A 15,176-nucleotide genomic window follows, 5' to 3' on the forward strand; every position below is an offset into this window, starting at 1 on the left:
GTCGGCGCCGAGGGGTCCGTAGACCGGCGTCCGCTATCTGAGATCGTCACCCGAGCGCGCCGCGGCGACCTACTCTCGGGCGTCATGACACCCCCACTGCCGTTGATCGACATCTCGCGTTTCCGTGACCCCGCCGCCGATCGGGAGGAGTTCCTGGCGCAGCTCCGGCACGCCGCGCACGAGGTGGGCTTCTTCTACGTCGTCGGGCACGGGGTCCCCGGCGAGCTGAGCGCCGGGATCTTCGACGTGGCGCGGAAGTTCTTCGCACTGCCCGAGCAGCAGCGGCTGGAGATCGGCAACATCCACTCCCCGCAGTTCCGCGGGTACACCGCCACCGGCCACGAGTACACCGCGGGCGCGCCGGACTGGCGGGAGCAGATCGACATCGGCCCGGAGCGGGAGGCGCTCGAACTCGCGCCCGGCGACCCGGCCTGGAAGCGGCTGATCGGTCCGAACCTGTGGCCAGCGGCGTTGCCGGAGCTGCGCGAGACGACGCTGGCGTGGCAGGCCGAGGCGCTGCGCGTGAGCCGCGAAGTGCTGCGGGCGCTGGCGGCCTCGCTCGGCCAGGACGAGGGCTATTTCGACGAGTGGTTCGACGCCGAAGCCGCCACCCACGTCAAGATCATCCGCTACCCCGGCCGCGTTCGCGACGACGCCGACCAGGGGGTGGGCGCCCACAAGGACTACGGCTACCTCGCGCTGCTGCAGCAGGACGAGGTCGGCGGGCTGCAGGTGCAGGCGGCGGACGGCAGCTGGATCGACGCCACCCCGATCCCGGGCAGCTTCGTGTTCAACATCGGCGAGATGCTGGAGATCGCGACCCAGGGCTACCTGACCGCGACGCGGCACCGCGTGGTCAGCCCGCCCCCGGGCGTGGAACGGTTCTCGGTGCCGTTCTTCCTCGGGCCACGCCTGGACGCGGTCGTCGAGCCGCTGACCTTGCCCGCCGAGCTGGCCAAGCAGGCCCGCGGCGTCAGCGAGGACGCCGACAACCCGCTGCTGGCCGCCTACGGCGAGAACGCGCTCGTGGGCTGGCTGCGGTCGCACCCCGAGCTCGCCCGGCGCTGGTGGTCCGACGTGCTGGCGGAGCAGGCGTGACCGGCTCCTGGTCGTTCGACACCCGGCAGATCCACGCCGGCGCGAACCCGGACCCGGCCACCGGATCCCGCGCCACGCCGATCTACCAGACCAGCTCCTACGTCTTCGACGGCGCCGACCACGCCGCCCGCGCGTTCGCCCTGCAGGACCTGGAAACCCACGCCTACACGCGCCTGTCGAACCCGACCACCGGCGTCGCCGAGGCGCGTCTTGCCGACCTCGAATCCGGCGTCGCCGCGGTCGCGGTGGCCAGCGGTCAGGCGGCGGCGTCGCTGGCGCTGCTGAACCTCGCCCGCGCCGGCGACCACATCGTGTCCGCGGCGAGCCTGTACGGCGGGACCTACAACCTGCTCGCCCACACCTTCGCCGACCTCGGGATCGCTGTCACCTTCGTCGACGACCCGGACGACCTCGGCCGGTGGCGCGCCGCGGTGCGGCCGGAGACCAAGGCGTTCTTCGCCGAATCGATCGGCAACCCGCGCGGCAACGTGCTGGACGTCTCGGCCGTGGCCGCCGTCGCGCACGACGCCGGGGTGCCGCTCGTGGTGGACAACACCGTGCCCACCCCGTACCTGGCCCGGCCGCTCGAGCACGGCGCCGACATCGTGGTGCACTCGACGACGAAGTTCCTGTCCGGGCACGGCACCGGGATCGGCGGCGTCGTGGTGGACCGCGGCCGGTTCGACTACGCGGCCGACCCGGAGCGTTGGCCGCAGTTCACCCGGCCCGACCCGAGCTACCACGGCCTGGTGTTCGCCGACGAGTTCGGCGAGCTCGGCTACTCCCTGCGGCTGCGCACCAAACTGGTGCGGGATCTCGGCCCCGCCGTGGCGCCGTTCACCAGTTTCCTGCTGCTGCAGGGGATCGAGACGCTGTCGCTGCGGATGTCCCGGCACAGCCGCAACGCCACGGCAGTCGCGGAATGGCTGTCGGCGCAACCCGAGGTGGCCGAGGTGCACTATGCCGGACTGCCCACCAGCCCGTGGTTCGATCTGGGAAAGCGCTATCTCGGCGGCGGCGCGGGCGGGGTGCTCGCGTTCGACCTGGCCGGCGGGCTGCCCGCGGGCCGCCGGTTCGTCGACGGCCTGACCCTGTTCAGCCACCTGGCCAACATCGGCGACGTGCGGAGCCTGGTCATCCACCCGGCCTCGACCACGCACGCGCAACTGGACCCGGACCAGCAGCTCGCCAGCGGCGTGACGCCAGGTCAGGTGCGGTTGTCGGTCGGCCTGGAGGGCCTCGACGACCTGCTCGCCGACCTCCGGCGCGGGCTCGACGCGACCCACGGGAGGCACTGATGGCCGAGTTCGCCGGCGTCCGCGGCACCATCCACCACCGGCACTGGACCCCGGAGCACCCGCGGGCGCTGGTGGTGTTCTTCCACGGCCTCGGTGAGCACACCGGCAGCTACGAGCCGCTCGCCGCGGCACTGACCAGCGCCGGGTTCGCGCTGTGGGCGCACGACCACGCCGGTCACGGCCGCAGCGACGGCGAACGCGTGCTGATCACCGCGATCGACGACCTGCTCGACGACGCCGCGACTCTCCTCGGGCTCGCCCGCGCGGCCCACCCGGACCTGCCGCTGGTCGTAGCCGGGCACTCGCTCGGCGCCACCGTCGCCACGTTGCTCACCGCGGAACGGCTGCTGCCGTCGGGCACCCGCCCGGCCGCCGTCGTGCTGGCCGGCTCCTCGATCGTCCCGGCGCCTGATGCGGGTGGCGGGCTGGCCGAACTCCTGGCCAGCGGCGTCGACCCGCTCGACCTGCGCAAGGACCCGGGCGAGCTCACTCGCCACCCCGGGTACGCCCAGCAGATCCGCGAAGATCCGCTCACCTGGCAGGGCGGCATCCGCGTCGAGACCCTGGCCGCCCTCGCCGCCGCGGCTGAGCGCCTGCCGGCGGCGGTGTCCGCACTGGACGTCCCGGTGCTGCTGCTGCACGGCGAGAAGGACGACCTCGCCCCGGCCGAAGGTGCGCGGCGGGCGGCGGAACTGCTGCCCGACGCCGAAGCGGTGATCTTCCCCGACGACCTCCACAACATCCTCAACGAACTCGACCGCGACGAAGTCCACGCCACCTTCGTGGACTTCGTGCGGCGCCACCTCCAGGGAGAACGATGAGACGCCTCCTGCCTGCCGCGCTGACCGCGGTGGCCCTGCTCCTCACCGCGTGCGGCACCGGCGGCACACCCCAGGCCGGGACCGCCGTCCAGGCCGCCACGCCGCCCGACGACCAGCTGGACACCGCCGCCACCGTCGACGTCCGGCTGGTGCTGGAACCGACCAGCCTCAACATCTTCGGCACCTCGGGCGCCGCGCTCGACCAGATCCTCCTCGACAACGTCTACCAGGGCCTGGTCACCATCGACACGAACGCCAACGACAAGATCGTGCCCGCGCTTGCCACCTCCTGGGAGACCTCGCCCGACGGCCTCACCTACACCTTCCACCTGGTGCGGGGCGCGAAGTTCCACGACGGCTCGTCGCTGACCTCCGCCGACGTCGCGTGGTCGCTGCAGCAGCAGATCGCGCCGGGCTCGAAGGCCGTCTACGGCGCCAACTTCGCCACCATCGACACCGTGACCGCGCCGGACCCGGCCACCGTGCAGGTCAGGCTCAAGCAGCGGGACAGCTTCCTGCTGTGGAACCTGACCCAGCGCGGCGGCATCGTCTACAAGCAGGGCACCGACTTCGCCACGCTCGACGGCGCCGAGAACGGCAGCGGCCCGTTCACCGTCGCGCAGTGGAACCGCGGATCGAGCATCACCCTGGCCCGCGACGAGAACTACTGGGGCGCCAAGCCCAAGGTCGCCAAGGTGGTGTTCCACTACATCACCGAGCAGAACGCCGCCAACAACGCACAGCTGACCGGGCAGACCGACATCCAGACGGCGGTCGACCCGACGCTGCTGTCCGCGTTCGCAGGCAACAGCGGGTTCGCCGTCCTCAAGGGCACCACGACCGACAAGTTCACGCTCGCCTTCAACGGCGCCCAGGCGCCGTTCACCGACCCCGCCGTGCGGCACGCGATCCGGCAGGCCATCAACAAGCAGGACGTCATCCGCGCCTATGGCGCCGGCCTGGCCATCGGCAGCGCGGTTCCGCCACAGGACCCGTGGTACGAGGACCTCACCGGGATCGACGCCTACAACCCGGACAACGCGCGGAAGCTGCTCGCCGACGCCGGGTTCCCGAACGGGCTGTCCCTGACGCTGACCGTCCCGAGCATCTATCCGGCCGCGATCAGCGACGTGCTGGTGTCCAACCTCAAGCAGGCCGGCATCACTCTCACCGTGCAGCCGGTGGAGTTCCAGACCTGGCTGACCAAGGTGTTTCAGCAGCACGACTTCCAGCTCAGCCTCGTCGACCACGCCGAGCCGCGCGACCTGGCCAACTACACCAAGCCGGGCTACTACTTCGGCTACGACGACAAGCAGGTGCAGGACTGGTACGCCCAGGCGCGGCTGGCGGCCACCGACGCCGAGCGGGACGCGCTGCTCAAGCGGGTCGGCAGGCAGATCTCCGAGGACGCGGCGACCGACTGGCTGCTGCTCGGCCAGGCCAGCACCGTGGTGCGAACCGGCGTGTACGGCGTGCCGCAGAACGAAACCAGCAACCGCTTCAACCTGAGCACGGTCGCGGTCGCCAAGTGACGCTGTTCGTGCTGCGCCGCGCCGGGCTGCTGGTGGTGTCGCTGCTCGTCGCCAGCCTGCTCGTGTTCGTGTTGTTGCGGCTGCTCCCTGGCGACGTCGCCGCCACCATCGGCGGTATCCAGGCGAGCCCGGAGCAGCTGGCCGCGATCCGCGCCGGTCTCGGCCTGGACCGCTCGCTCGCCGTCCAGTACGGCGACTGGCTGACCGGGGTGCTGCGCGGCGACTTCGGCCGCTCGCAGCTCAACGGCACCTCGGTCAGCGCCGAACTCGCCGCCAAGCTGGAGGTGACCGCGCCGCTGATCGCCGGGGCGATCGCCGTCGCCGTCGCGGTCGCGGTGCCGCTGGGCACCTGGGCGGCGGTCCGGCACCGCGGCTGGGCCGGCGGCGGCATCAGCGCGCTGGCCCAGATCGGCATCGCGGTGCCGGCGCTGTGGCTCGCGCTGGTGCTCGTGCTGGTGTTCTCGGTGACCCTGGGCTGGCTGCCGGCTCAGGGCTTCCCCGTCGACGGGTGGGCCGAACCCGGAGCGGCACTGGAAAGCCTGGTGCTGCCGTGGATCGCGCTCGGCCTCACCGAAGGCGCCGTGCTGCTGCGGTTCGTGCGGTCCGCCGTGCTGGGTGTGCTGCACTCGGACTACCTGCGCACCGCGCGCGCCAAGGGCCTGACCCGCACCCGGGCGCTGCTGCGGCACGGGTTCCGCAACGCCGCCGTGCCGGTGGTGTCGGTGCTCGGGTTGCAGCTGGCCACCCTGGTCGTCGGCACGATCGTGATCGAGCGGGTGTTCACGCTGCCCGGCGTGGGCAGCATGCTCGTCACCGACGTCGGCAACCGCGACCTGGTCAAGGTGCAGGGCGAGGTGTTCGCCGTCGTCGCCGCGGTGATGCTGATCGGCTTCGCCGTCGACCTCGTGCACCGGATCGTCGACCCGCGGCTGCAGGAGGCGCGATGAGCCGCGCCGCCGCGACGCGCCGCCGCCGCGCGCTGCGCACCGTGCTGAGGGCGCTCGTCCGCCGCCCGGCCGGCGTGTTCGGGCTGGCCGTGTTCGCCCTGCTCGTGCTGGGTGCCGTGGTGTCGCTGTTCTGGACCCCGTTCGACCCGCAGGCCACCGATCCCGGCCGGGCGTGGCTGCTGCCGTTGCAGGACGGGCACCTGCTGGGCACCGACCGGATCGGGCACGACCAGTTCAGCCAGCTGCTCGCGGGCAGCCGCGAAACGCTGGTCGCCGCGGTGGCGTCCGCCGCGCTGGCGACCGTGCTCGGGCTCGCGCTCGCCCTGCCCGCGGCGCTCGCGCCGCGCTGGATCAGCGCGCCGGTGATCCAGTTGATCGACATCCTCGTCGCGTTCCCCGTGCTGCTGCTGGCGATGGTGCTCGCCGCGGTGTACGGCAGCTCGCTGGCCACCGTCGTCGCGGCGATCGGCATCGGGTTCGGCGTCGCGGTCGCCCGCGTCGCGCGGGCCGAGCTGGCCGCGGCGCGCAGCAGCGACTACGTGCTCGCCGCCCGCGCCGCCGGCGCCCGCACCGGGCGGATCATCCGCAAGCACCTGCTGCCCGCGCTCGCGCCGACGCTCATCGTGCAGCTGTCACTGGTGATGGCGCTGGCCGTGCTCGCCGAGGCGGCGCTGACCTACCTGGGCTACGGCAGCTCACCGTCCACCCCGTCCTGGGGCGGCATGCTGCACGAGCAGCAGGCCTACATCAGCGCCCGGCCGTTGCTGGTGATCTGGCCGGGACTGGCGGTGGCGCTGACCGTGCTGGGGTTCAACCTGCTCGGCGACGCGCTGCGCGACGCGACCGACCCACGCCTGCGGAGCAGCCGATGACCTTGCTGGAAGTGTCCGGGTTGACCGTCCACATCGGAGGGAAACGCGTGCTGGACGGGGTCGGCCTGTCACTGGCGGCGGGGGACAGCCTCGGGCTCATCGGGGAGTCCGGCTCGGGCAAGTCGCTGACCGCCCTGGCGGTGCTCGGCCTGCTGCCCGAGGATGCCCGCGTCGAGGGCAGCGTGCGGCTCGACGGCGCCGAGCTGCTCGGGCTCGGCGACCGCGCGTTGTCGCGCATCCGCGGCGAACGGGTCGCGATGGTGTTCCAGGAACCGCTGACCGCGCTCAACCCGCTGATGCGGGTGGGCAAGCAGATCGCCGAACCGCTGCGCCTGCACCGCGGTCTGTCGCGGCGGCAGGCCCGTGCGGAGGCGGTGCGGCTGGCGGCCGAGGTGGGACTGCCCGATCCCGAGCACGCCGTGCGGGCGTTCCCGCACCAGCTCTCCGGCGGGCAGCGGCAACGCGTCGGTATCGCGATGGCGTTGGCTTGCCGCCCTGCGCTACTGATCGCCGACGAGCCGACCACCGCGCTGGACGTGACCGTGCAGGCGGAGATCCTGCGGCTGATCCGCGGGCTCGCCGAGGAGCAGGGCAGCGCGCTGCTGTTCATCACCCACGACCTGGCGGTGCTGGCCCAGGTGGCGCGGCGGGTCGTGGTCCTCGGCGGCGGGCGGGTGCTGGAGGAGGGCTCGCTGCGGGAGATCCTGCACGCGCCCGCACACCCCTACACCCGCACTCTCCTGGACGTGGCCCGGGCGGAGTCGGTGGAGGTGACGGGATGACGGTTCTGCTGTCGGCCGAGGGGCTGCACCGGTCCTTCCGCCTGCCCCGGCGCTCGCTGTTCGGCCCACGCGGCGAGCGGCACGCCGTGCGCGACGTGTCCCTGTCCGTCGAAGCCGGGCGGCACCTGGGCATCGTCGGTGAGTCCGGGGCAGGCAAGTCCACCCTGCTGCGGCTGCTGCTCGCGCTCGACCGGCCCGACTCGGGCGCCGTCCACTACCGCGGCCGCCCCGTCGAGGGCGGGCGGCTGACCTGGTTCCGGGAAGCCGTGCAGGTCGTGCTGCAGGACCCGATGAGCTCGCTGGACCCGCGCAGCGTCGTCCGCGACATCGTCGCCGAACCGCTGGAGTGCCTGCGGGTGCCCGGCGACCACGACGAGCGCGTGGCCGAGGTGCTCACCGACGTCGGCCTGGAACCGGACGCCGCCTGGCGCTACCCGCACGAGTTCTCCGGCGGTCAACGTCAGCGCATCGCGATCGCCCGCGCGCTTGCGCCCCGTCCCGAGGTGCTCGTCGGCGACGAACCGTTCTCCGCGCTGGACGCGTCCGTGCGTGCCCAGGTCATCGCGCTGGTCCGCGACCTCGCTACCCGGTTCGGGCTCACCCTCGTGCTGGTCTCGCACGACCTCGGGGTCGTGCGGCAGCTGTGCGACGAGGTGATCGTCCTGCGGGACGGCGCGGTCGCCGAGCGCGGCGACACCGCCGACGTCCTGCAGGCGCCCCGCCATCCCTACACCCGGGCCCTGCTGGCCGCGGTCCCGCGGCTGCCCGAGGAGGTGCCATGACCGCGTTCAAGCTCGGTTTCCTCACCCACGTCCACGGTCCGGGCAAGGACCGCGCGACCGTGCTGCGGGATCTGCTGGAGGTGTTCACGGCCGCCGAGGAGCTCGGGTTCGACGGGGGGTGGGTGGCCCAGCACGACGTCCGCGGCGACTACGGGCGTCTGCCCTCACCGCTGGTGTTCTTCGGCGCCGTGGCGGCGCGCACGTCCCGCCTGCGGCTGGGCACCGCTGTCACAGTGCTGCCGCTGGAGGACCCGGTACGCCTGGCCGAGGATGCCGCCGTGCTCGACGCGCTCTCCGGCGGCAGGCTGGAGCTCGGCCTCGGCACCGGAGGCGCGAACCAGGAAGCCTTCGCTGTGTTCGGGCACGATGCCGCGCGGCGCCGCGACCTGTTCGACGACCGGCTCGCCACCCTGCGCCCGGCGCTGCGCGGCGACCGGGGGCGATCGCGGCCGAGATGAAAGGCGGCGTGGGCACCGCGAGCACTGTCCTGCCCGACGGCACCGTGGTCGCCACCTCGGCGGCGCTCACCGTGCCCGAGGCGTACCGCTTCGCCGGCGGGGGCCAGGACGAGCTGGCGCTGAGCGTGCGCCCGTCCCACGGCCTCGGCGACGGCGACACCGTGTTCTCGGTCGCCACCGGCGCCACGGCGGCCGGGGTCTGTGGGATCCCCGCCGCCGAGGCGCCGTGGGCTCCCTACTTGACCGTCGCCTTGTCGAGGATCAGGTACTTGTAGGTGTTCCAGTCCACGCCGCGCACCGAGCCGGTGTAGACGTTGGTCACCGTCGTCGACACCAGGTTGATGACGAACTGCTCGTCGCTGAGGAGCTGGGTGTAGGCGTCGTACGCGGCGTGTGCCGCCGCGCTGTCCGGGTCCGGCTGCTCCCAGACCCTCTCGACGAGCGCGGCGTAGTCGGCGGACCGGTAGCCCGACAGGTTGCCCTCCGGCTTGAACGGCGCGGCGCCGGTCGCCAGGGTGGCCGGGCTGTTCTGGCCGAAGCCGTGCGGGTTGATCCACAGCTGGGACCGGCCGCTGTTGAGGGTCTGGGTCAACGCGGCCCCGTCCAGCGGTTCGAGTTCGACCTTGATGCCGATGTCGGCCAGGTTGTTCTGCACGATCGCGGCGACCGACTTGGCCGGTGCCAGTGCCGTGTTGTACGACAGGCGCAGTGGCTGCGCCGGCGCGCCGCCTGCCTCGGTGAGCAGATCCCTGGCCTTGGTGAGGTCACGGGTGTAGCGCGTGGCGAGTTCCTGGTTGTAGGCCGGTGAGTCGGGTGACCACGGTGCGCTGTTGACCGAACCGGTGTCACCGAACACCTCGTGGAGGATGCGTTCGCGGTCGACGGCGTAGGCGATGGCCTGGCGCACGGCGCGGTGGGACAGCGCCGGGTCGGTCACGTTGGCGCCGATGTAGTAGTTGACGTCCCAAATGTTCTCGGGCTCGACGGTGTAGGCGTCGTTGCCGCGGAACGGGGTGAGCGCCTGCACGCTGGCGTCCACCACTACGTTCGTCTGGCCGGACCGTACCGAGTTCAGCAGGGCGGTCTCGTCGGGAATGACCTTCAGGTCCACCTCCTCGACCTTCGGCGCGCCGTTCCAGTAGTCGTCGTTGCGGACCAGCCGCACCTGCTGGCCGCGCTGCCAGCCGGCGAACTTGAACGGGCCGGTCCCGATGAACTGCTCGCCGGCCTTGAGCTGGTCCGGGGTCTCCCGGTCGGTCAGCAGGACGAACTCGAGCAGGTCGAAGAGGTTCACCAGCGGGTGCGCCAGGTGCAGGACCGCGACGTGGGGGTCGGCGGTGTCGACCGCGGTGACGGCGGCCGCCGCGGGGCGCAGCTGCGACGCCGCGGCGGCCGAGGCGTAGGTCTTCAGCGAGTAGGCGACGTCCTCGGAGGTCAGCGGGCGTCCGTTGTGGAATTTCACGTCGTCCCGCAGGGCCAGGGTCACGGTCCGGCCGTCGGGGGAGACGGTCCAGGACTTCGCGACGGCGGGCTGCGGTGTGCCGGTGGCCCGGTCGTAACGGATCAGCGTGTCGTAGAGCAGCCTGCCGATCGTCATCGACGTGGTGCTCTGGCTGTAGATCGCCGACGGGGTGAGGTCCGACAGGGTGCCGACGACGAGTGTGCCGCCGGCCGCGCCGGAGGCTTGCTTCGCCTGGTCGACCGCGGACGAGCAACCGGCCGCGACGGTGACCGCGGTGAGCGCGGCGGCCAGGCGCAGCAGCCAGGTCCGTGGACGGGAGCGGGTCATGGAGTCTCCTTCTCGGATGGGGAGTGGCGGCGACGCTGGATCGCCGGGTCGGGGACCGGCACGGCCGCGACGAGGGTTCGGGTGTAGTCCTGGGCCGGGGAGCCGAACACCGTGCGCGCGGGCCCGGTCTCCACGATCCGGCCGGACTCGAGGAGCGCCACCCGGTCGGCGATTTCGCTGACCACGGCCAGGTCGTGGCTGATGAACAGCGCGGCGAAACCGAACTCGGCGCGCAGCTGCGTGAACAGCTCCAGGATGCGGGACTGGACCGAGACGTCGAGAGCGCTGGTCGGTTCGTCGGCGACGACGAGCCGCGGGGACAGGGCGAGTGCGCGGGCGAGGGCGGCGCGCTGGCGCTGGCCGCCGGAGAGTTCGCCCGGACGGCGCCGGCCGGCCGCGGCGGGCAGGTGCACCGCGTCGAGCAGCTCGGCCACCCGCCGCCGGATCCGGGCGCGGTCGCCGGCTCCGTGCACGACGAGCGGTTCGGCGACGCAGTCGTCGATCGTCCACAGCGGATCGAGGGAGGCGGCCGGGTCCTGCGGCACCAGGGCGAGGTCGCGGCGCAGCGCCCGCAGCTCGGCGCGGCGGAGCGTGCGCGGGTCCCGTCCGAGCAGTCGCACCGTGCCGCTGGTGGGCGGCGTGACGGCCAGGGCGACGCGCCCGATGGTCGTCTTGCCGGAGCCGGATTCGCCGACCAGGCCGAGCACCTCACCCGCCCGCAGCTGCAGGGACACGCCCTCGAGCGCGGTGAAGGCCGGCGCCCGGCCCCGGCCCGGGTGGACGACGGACACGCCCTCCAGGTCGACCACCCGGTCCTCGGCAGGCGTCCCGGCCTCCCGCGAGTCCGTCGTGCTCAGTCGCGGCACGGCGGCCAGCAGCTCCTTGGTGTAGGAGGCCTGGGGCGTGCGGAACAACTCGGCCACACCGGCTTCCTCGACCACGTTGCCGTCGCGGAGGACGACGACGCGATCCGCGAGGTCGGCGACCACCCCCAGGTTGTGGGTGATCAGGAGGATCGCGGTGCCGGTCTCGTCCCGCAGCCGGCGCAGCAGGTCCAGGATCCCGGCCTGCACGGTGACGTCGAGGGCGGTGGTCGGTTCGTCGGCGATGATCAGCCGGGGGCGCCCGGACAGGGCGAGCGCGATGACCACGCGCTGCTTCTGGCCGCCGGAGAGCTGGTGCGGGTACCAGTCCAGGCGCCGCTCCGGATCCGGGATCTCGACGGTGCGGAGCAGTTCCACGGCCCGGTCCCGAGCGGTGGCCTTGTCGAAGCCCGGGCGCAGCCGCAGCGCTTCGATCAGCTGGCGGCCGATCGTCTGCACCGGGTTCAGCGCCGTCTGCGGTTCCTGGAACACCATCGCGGCCACCCCGCCGCGGAGCCGGTTGAGGGTGCGTTCGTCCGCGCCGACCACCTGGGTTCCGGCGAGCACGATCGACCCCTCCGCGCGGGCTCCGTCCGGCAGCAGCCCGAGAACCGCGCGCGCGGTGAGGGACTTGCCGGAACCGGACTCGCCGACGAGGGCGACGATCTCGCCCGGTGCGACGTCGAGGTCGATGCCGTCGACCGCGCGGGCCCGGTCGGAGCGGGTGCCGAAGCTGACTGCCAGGTTCTCGATGCGCAGCAGCGAGGCGTCGGTGTCAGTCACGGCCTGCCTTCCCGAGTGCCTGGGCGATGAGGTAGAAGCCGACGCTGAGGGCGACCACGACGGCGAGCGGCGCGACCGCGAACCACGGCCGGATCTCGATGTAGAGCAGGGAATCCGCGATCACGCCGCCCAGCGACGGCGCCGGGGGCCGCACGCCGATGCCGAGGAAGCTCATCGCGCTCTCGGCGAAGATCGCCCCCGAGAACGCCAGCGCGACGTGGACCGCGACCGGTTCCAGCGAGTTCGGCAGCACGTGCCGCCGCAGCACCCACCCGCCGGGCGCGCCGATGACCCTGGCGGACTCGACGAACGGCAGTTCCCGCACACGCAGCACCTGGGACCGGATCAGTCGGCCCACGATGGGCGCTTCGGTCACCACGATCACGGTGATCACCGTCGGCGTGCCGGGGCCGGCGACGAGCGCGAGCAGGACGCCGAGGATCAGGGCGGGGAACGCGAGGACGACGTCGAAGACCCGCTGTGTGATCAGGTCCGCCAGCGGGCGCGTGGTGGCCAGGAGACCGATGAGGATCCCCAGGACGGTGCCCGCCGGAACGGCGATCACGGCCACCAGCAGGCTGGTCCGGGCGCCGTGGAACACGCGGGCGGCGATGTCGCGGCTGAGCTGGTCGGTGCCGAACAGATGACCCGCGCCCGGCGGCAGCAGCTGCGAGCCCGCGACCTGCTGGACCGGGTCCCAGGAGGTCAGCAGCGGCGCGAACAGGCCGGCGAGGCAGACCATCGCGACCAGCACCACGCCGGCCAGACCCGCCCCGCGGGTCAGTGACGCGGCGAACCGGTGCCGGCTGCGCCAGGAATCCCGCGCGGCGGGCCCGGGCGGCGCCGGCGGTGCGGCCGGTTCGAGCTGGTGGGACAGTTCGCTCATGGCCGGCCCTCCAGGCGGACGCGCGGATCGAGGAACGCGTGGGCGAGGTCGGTGACGATCTGGATCACGACGAACACCGCGACCGACAGCAGCACCAGCGCCTGGACCACCGGGTAGTCCCGGGCTCCGACGCTCTGCGTCAGCAGTTGACCGAGCCCCGGCCAGGCGAAGATCGCCTCGACCAGCACCGCACCGCTGAGCAGGGCGCCGGTCTGCAGGCCGAGCACCGTCAGGAATGTCGGCAGCGCGTTGCGCAGCGCCCCCCGGGTGAGGATGCGCCGGGCCGGGGTGCCCAGGGCGCGGGCGGTGAGCACGTAGGGCTGGCGCCATTCCCGCCGCAGCGCCTCCGACAGGAACCGGGTCAGCGCCGCCGCCACCGGCAGGGCCAGGCACGTCGCGGGGAGCACCAGGTACTGGGCGGTGATGTCCAGGCTGGCGAAGTAGCCCTCGGGTGGGATGCCGCTCGCGGGCAGGACCGGCAGCAGCACGGCGAACACCAGCACGAGCAGGACACCGCTGACGAACGGCGGCACCGCGATCGACACCGTCACGAGCGTGCCGAGCACGGTGTCCAGCCACCGCCGCGGGCGCACCACCCAGGCGATCGAAGCCACCAGGCTGAGTGCGACGGCGACGACGACCGCGGTCACGGTCAGCACGAGCGTGTTGGCCACTCCGTGACCGATGAGCGAGCCGATCGGTCCGCCGATCACGTACGAGGTGCCGAAGTCCAGCCGCAGCACGTTACCCAGCCAGTGCCAGTACTGGTAGACCAGCGAGTGGTCCAGGCCCAGCTGGGCGCGGACGGCCGCGATCGTGTCCGGAGCAGCGTCGGTGCCGGCGATGACGCGGGCAGGGTCGCCGGGCACCAGGCGCAGCGCGACGAACACCACGATCGAGGCGAGCAGCAGCACCAGCACACCGGAGCCGATGCGGGTGAGCAGGTGGCGGCGCATCAGGCCACGCCCTCTTCCAGCCGGGCCAGGTACGTCGCGGTGTTCTTCCCGGCGATGGCGCTGCCCTCGGCGTCGGAGGGCAGGTGGTCGCCGGTGTCCCGGCGCCACCGGTGCAGCAGCTCGGCCAGCTCTGCTTGGACCGCGGCGTACTCGGGCCGCCCGGCGACGTTCACGGTTTCGCCCGGATCGGCCACGAGGTCGTAGAGTTCCACGGCCGGCCGCGGTCCGGCGTAGCGTCCGGCGACCGCGGCGCCGGACGGGCTGTCCGCGATGTCCAACGGCAGCACCAGTTCCGGCCGTGCGGCGTAGTTCTCGAGGTAGCTGAAGCGTTTGGTGCGCACGGCGCGGATGGGGTCGTAGCTGTCGTGGTAGGTCTTCTCGGTGAAGACCTCCGTGCGGGCGTCGGCCGTCTCGGTGCCGAGCACCTGCCCGGCATGGGAGACGCCCTGCACCGCGGCGGGGACCTCGACGCCGAGCAGTTCCAGCACCGTCGGGACCAGGTCGACCCCGCTGAAGAGACCGTCGAGGCGCCGCGGTGCGATGCCGCGGCCGCGCGGCGGCCGGATCATGAAGGCGATGCCGGTGCCCGCCGCGTACAGGGTGGACTTCGCGCGGGGGAACGCCGCGCCGTGGTCGGTGTGGAAGACGACCCACGTGTTCCCGGACAGGCCGTGCCGGTCGAGGGCGTCCAGCAAGCGGCCCAGTGCGGCGTCGGCCTTCGCGATCGCGCCGTGGAAGCCGGCGAGGTCGGCGCGGACCTGCGGGGTGTCGGGCAGGTGGTCCGGCACCGTCACGGTCGCCGGATCCGGGTGGGTGTAGCGGTCTTCGGGATAGGGCCGGTGTGTTTCGAAGAAGCCGGCGTTGAGCAGGAAGGGCCGGTCGCCGATCCGGCCGAGGAAGTCCTCGGCGAGCGCGACGACGTGGTCGCAGAACGAGTTCGAGACGTCGTATTCGGCGTACCCGAGGCGGCCGGGGTCGGAGCTCTCGTGCTGCATCCCGAACAGCGCGGTGTGCCAGCCCCGTGCCGCGAGCACGGCGGGCAGCGTTTCGACGTCGTCGTGGTACTCCCAGCCGTGGTGCGCCAGGCCGACCAGCCCGTTGTGGTGGGGGTAGCGCCCGGTCAGGATCGACCCCCGGGCGGGGGAGCACAGGGGCGCGGTGGCGTGGGCGTCGGTGAGGACGATGCTGTCGGCGGCCAGCTCGTCGGTACGGGGGCCGGCGACTCCTTCGGCGCCGTAGCTGGGCAGGTGGCGGCCCAGGTCGTGCCAGTGGACGAGCACGACGTTGTCGGGGGTGTCGGGCACAGCTG

At 72.7% G+C, this 15,176-nt stretch carries 15 protein-coding genes; 10 read left to right on the plus strand and 5 right to left on the minus strand.

The features are described from left to right. Window positions 1-84 precede the first annotated feature (84 nt). Genes L2C96_RS24195 through L2C96_RS24240 form a run of 10 tightly spaced genes read left to right on the plus strand, consistent with a single transcriptional unit; the run spans window position 85 to window position 8,865 of the window. Entirely contained in the window at window positions 85-1,098 is a 1,014-nt protein-coding gene (locus L2C96_RS24195) for an isopenicillin N synthase family dioxygenase (protein ID WP_237337889.1), read from the plus strand. Next, window positions 1,095-2,396, plus strand: coding sequence for an O-acetylhomoserine aminocarboxypropyltransferase/cysteine synthase family protein (locus L2C96_RS24200; RefSeq protein WP_237337890.1), 1,302 nt, complete (start codon window positions 1,095-1,097; stop codon window positions 2,394-2,396). Before L2C96_RS24195 ends, L2C96_RS24200 begins: the two co-directional genes overlap by 4 nt. Continuing rightward, the gene (locus L2C96_RS24205) at window positions 2,396-3,217 is read left to right on the plus strand and encodes an alpha/beta fold hydrolase (RefSeq protein WP_237337891.1); all 822 of its coding nucleotides are present in this window, start codon (window positions 2,396-2,398) and stop codon (window positions 3,215-3,217) included. Before L2C96_RS24200 ends, L2C96_RS24205 begins: the two co-directional genes overlap by 1 nt. Next, the gene (locus L2C96_RS24210) at window positions 3,214-4,749 is read left to right on the plus strand and encodes an ABC transporter substrate-binding protein (protein WP_237337892.1); all 1,536 of its coding nucleotides are present in this window, start codon (window positions 3,214-3,216) and stop codon (window positions 4,747-4,749) included. The genes L2C96_RS24205 and L2C96_RS24210 overlap by 4 nt, the downstream gene beginning before the upstream one ends. Continuing rightward, window positions 4,746-5,696: an ABC transporter permease gene (locus tag L2C96_RS24215; RefSeq protein WP_027929246.1), complete on the plus strand. Its 951-nt coding sequence runs from the start codon at window positions 4,746-4,748 to the stop codon at window positions 5,694-5,696. Before L2C96_RS24210 ends, L2C96_RS24215 begins: the two co-directional genes overlap by 4 nt. Further along, a complete protein-coding gene (locus L2C96_RS24220) occupies window positions 5,693-6,568 on the plus strand; it encodes an ABC transporter permease (protein WP_237337893.1) in 876 nt (291 codons plus the stop codon). Before L2C96_RS24215 ends, L2C96_RS24220 begins: the two co-directional genes overlap by 4 nt. Beyond that, a complete protein-coding gene (locus tag L2C96_RS24225; protein WP_237337894.1) occupies window positions 6,565-7,350 on the plus strand; it encodes an ABC transporter ATP-binding protein in 786 nt (261 codons plus the stop codon). The genes L2C96_RS24220 and L2C96_RS24225 overlap by 4 nt, the downstream gene beginning before the upstream one ends. Then, window positions 7,347-8,132, plus strand: a complete 786-nt coding sequence (locus tag L2C96_RS24230; protein ID WP_027929249.1) for an ATP-binding cassette domain-containing protein — start codon at window positions 7,347-7,349, stop codon at window positions 8,130-8,132. Before L2C96_RS24225 ends, L2C96_RS24230 begins: the two co-directional genes overlap by 4 nt. Beyond that, the gene (locus L2C96_RS24235; protein ID WP_237337895.1) at window positions 8,129-8,590 is read left to right on the plus strand and encodes an LLM class flavin-dependent oxidoreductase; all 462 of its coding nucleotides are present in this window, start codon (window positions 8,129-8,131) and stop codon (window positions 8,588-8,590) included. Before L2C96_RS24230 ends, L2C96_RS24235 begins: the two co-directional genes overlap by 4 nt. Continuing rightward, on the plus strand, window positions 8,587-8,865 hold the full coding sequence (locus L2C96_RS24240) for a P1 family peptidase (RefSeq protein WP_237337896.1): 279 nt from the start codon (window positions 8,587-8,589) through the stop codon (window positions 8,863-8,865). The genes L2C96_RS24235 and L2C96_RS24240 overlap by 4 nt, the downstream gene beginning before the upstream one ends. On the opposite strand, the gene L2C96_RS24245 is transcribed toward L2C96_RS24240, so the two are convergent. The 5 genes from L2C96_RS24245 to L2C96_RS24265 are packed head-to-tail and all read right to left on the minus strand — an operon-like array spanning window position 8,826 to window position 15,171. Then, on the minus strand, window positions 8,826-10,379 hold the full coding sequence (locus tag L2C96_RS24245) for an ABC transporter substrate-binding protein (protein ID WP_237337897.1): 1,554 nt from the start codon (window positions 10,377-10,379) through the stop codon (window positions 8,826-8,828). The genes L2C96_RS24240 and L2C96_RS24245 overlap by 40 nt on opposite strands. Further along, a complete protein-coding gene (locus L2C96_RS24250; RefSeq protein WP_237337898.1) occupies window positions 10,376-12,025 on the minus strand; it encodes a dipeptide ABC transporter ATP-binding protein in 1,650 nt (549 codons plus the stop codon). The genes L2C96_RS24245 and L2C96_RS24250 overlap by 4 nt, the downstream gene beginning before the upstream one ends. Continuing rightward, the gene (locus tag L2C96_RS24255; protein ID WP_237337899.1) at window positions 12,018-12,911 is read right to left on the minus strand and encodes an ABC transporter permease; all 894 of its coding nucleotides are present in this window, start codon (window positions 12,909-12,911) and stop codon (window positions 12,018-12,020) included. The genes L2C96_RS24250 and L2C96_RS24255 overlap by 8 nt, the downstream gene beginning before the upstream one ends. Continuing rightward, complete coding sequence (locus L2C96_RS24260; protein WP_237337900.1) at window positions 12,908-13,867, minus strand: ABC transporter permease; 960 nt, start codon at window positions 13,865-13,867, stop codon at window positions 12,908-12,910. The genes L2C96_RS24255 and L2C96_RS24260 overlap by 4 nt, the downstream gene beginning before the upstream one ends. Continuing rightward, entirely contained in the window at window positions 13,867-15,171 is a 1,305-nt protein-coding gene (locus L2C96_RS24265; protein ID WP_237337901.1) for a sulfatase family protein, read from the minus strand. The genes L2C96_RS24260 and L2C96_RS24265 overlap by 1 nt, the downstream gene beginning before the upstream one ends. Between the last annotated feature and the right edge of the window lie 5 nt (window positions 15,172-15,176).

The organism is Amycolatopsis tucumanensis, from assembly GCF_021654135.1.
GTDB classification, from domain to species: domain Bacteria; phylum Actinomycetota; class Actinomycetes; order Mycobacteriales; family Pseudonocardiaceae; genus Amycolatopsis_E; species Amycolatopsis_E tucumanensis.

Bases quoted from the DNA above. Each gene is read 5' to 3' on its own strand.
- L2C96_RS24195 (WP_237337889.1), top strand. From the start codon at position 85: ATGACACCCCCACTGCCGTTGATCGACATCTCGCGTTTCCGTGACCCC.
- L2C96_RS24205 (WP_237337891.1), top strand. From the start codon at position 2,396: ATGGCCGAGTTCGCCGGCGTCCGCGGCACCATCCACCACCGGCACTGG.
- L2C96_RS24210 (WP_237337892.1), top strand. From the start codon at position 3,214: ATGAGACGCCTCCTGCCTGCCGCGCTGACCGCGGTGGCCCTGCTCCTC.
- L2C96_RS24220 (WP_237337893.1), top strand. From the start codon at position 5,693: ATGAGCCGCGCCGCCGCGACGCGCCGCCGCCGCGCGCTGCGCACCGTG.
- L2C96_RS24225 (WP_237337894.1), top strand. From the start codon at position 6,565: ATGACCTTGCTGGAAGTGTCCGGGTTGACCGTCCACATCGGAGGGAAA.
- L2C96_RS24230 (WP_027929249.1), top strand. From the start codon at position 7,347: ATGACGGTTCTGCTGTCGGCCGAGGGGCTGCACCGGTCCTTCCGCCTG.
- L2C96_RS24235 (WP_237337895.1), top strand. From the start codon at position 8,129: ATGACCGCGTTCAAGCTCGGTTTCCTCACCCACGTCCACGGTCCGGGC.
- L2C96_RS24240 (WP_237337896.1), top strand. From the start codon at position 8,587: ATGAAAGGCGGCGTGGGCACCGCGAGCACTGTCCTGCCCGACGGCACC.
- L2C96_RS24245 (WP_237337897.1), bottom strand. From the start codon at position 10,379: ATGACCCGCTCCCGTCCACGGACCTGGCTGCTGCGCCTGGCCGCCGCG.
- L2C96_RS24255 (WP_237337899.1), bottom strand. From the start codon at position 12,911: ATGAGCGAACTGTCCCACCAGCTCGAACCGGCCGCACCGCCGGCGCCG.
- L2C96_RS24260 (WP_237337900.1), bottom strand. From the start codon at position 13,867: ATGCGCCGCCACCTGCTCACCCGCATCGGCTCCGGTGTGCTGGTGCTG.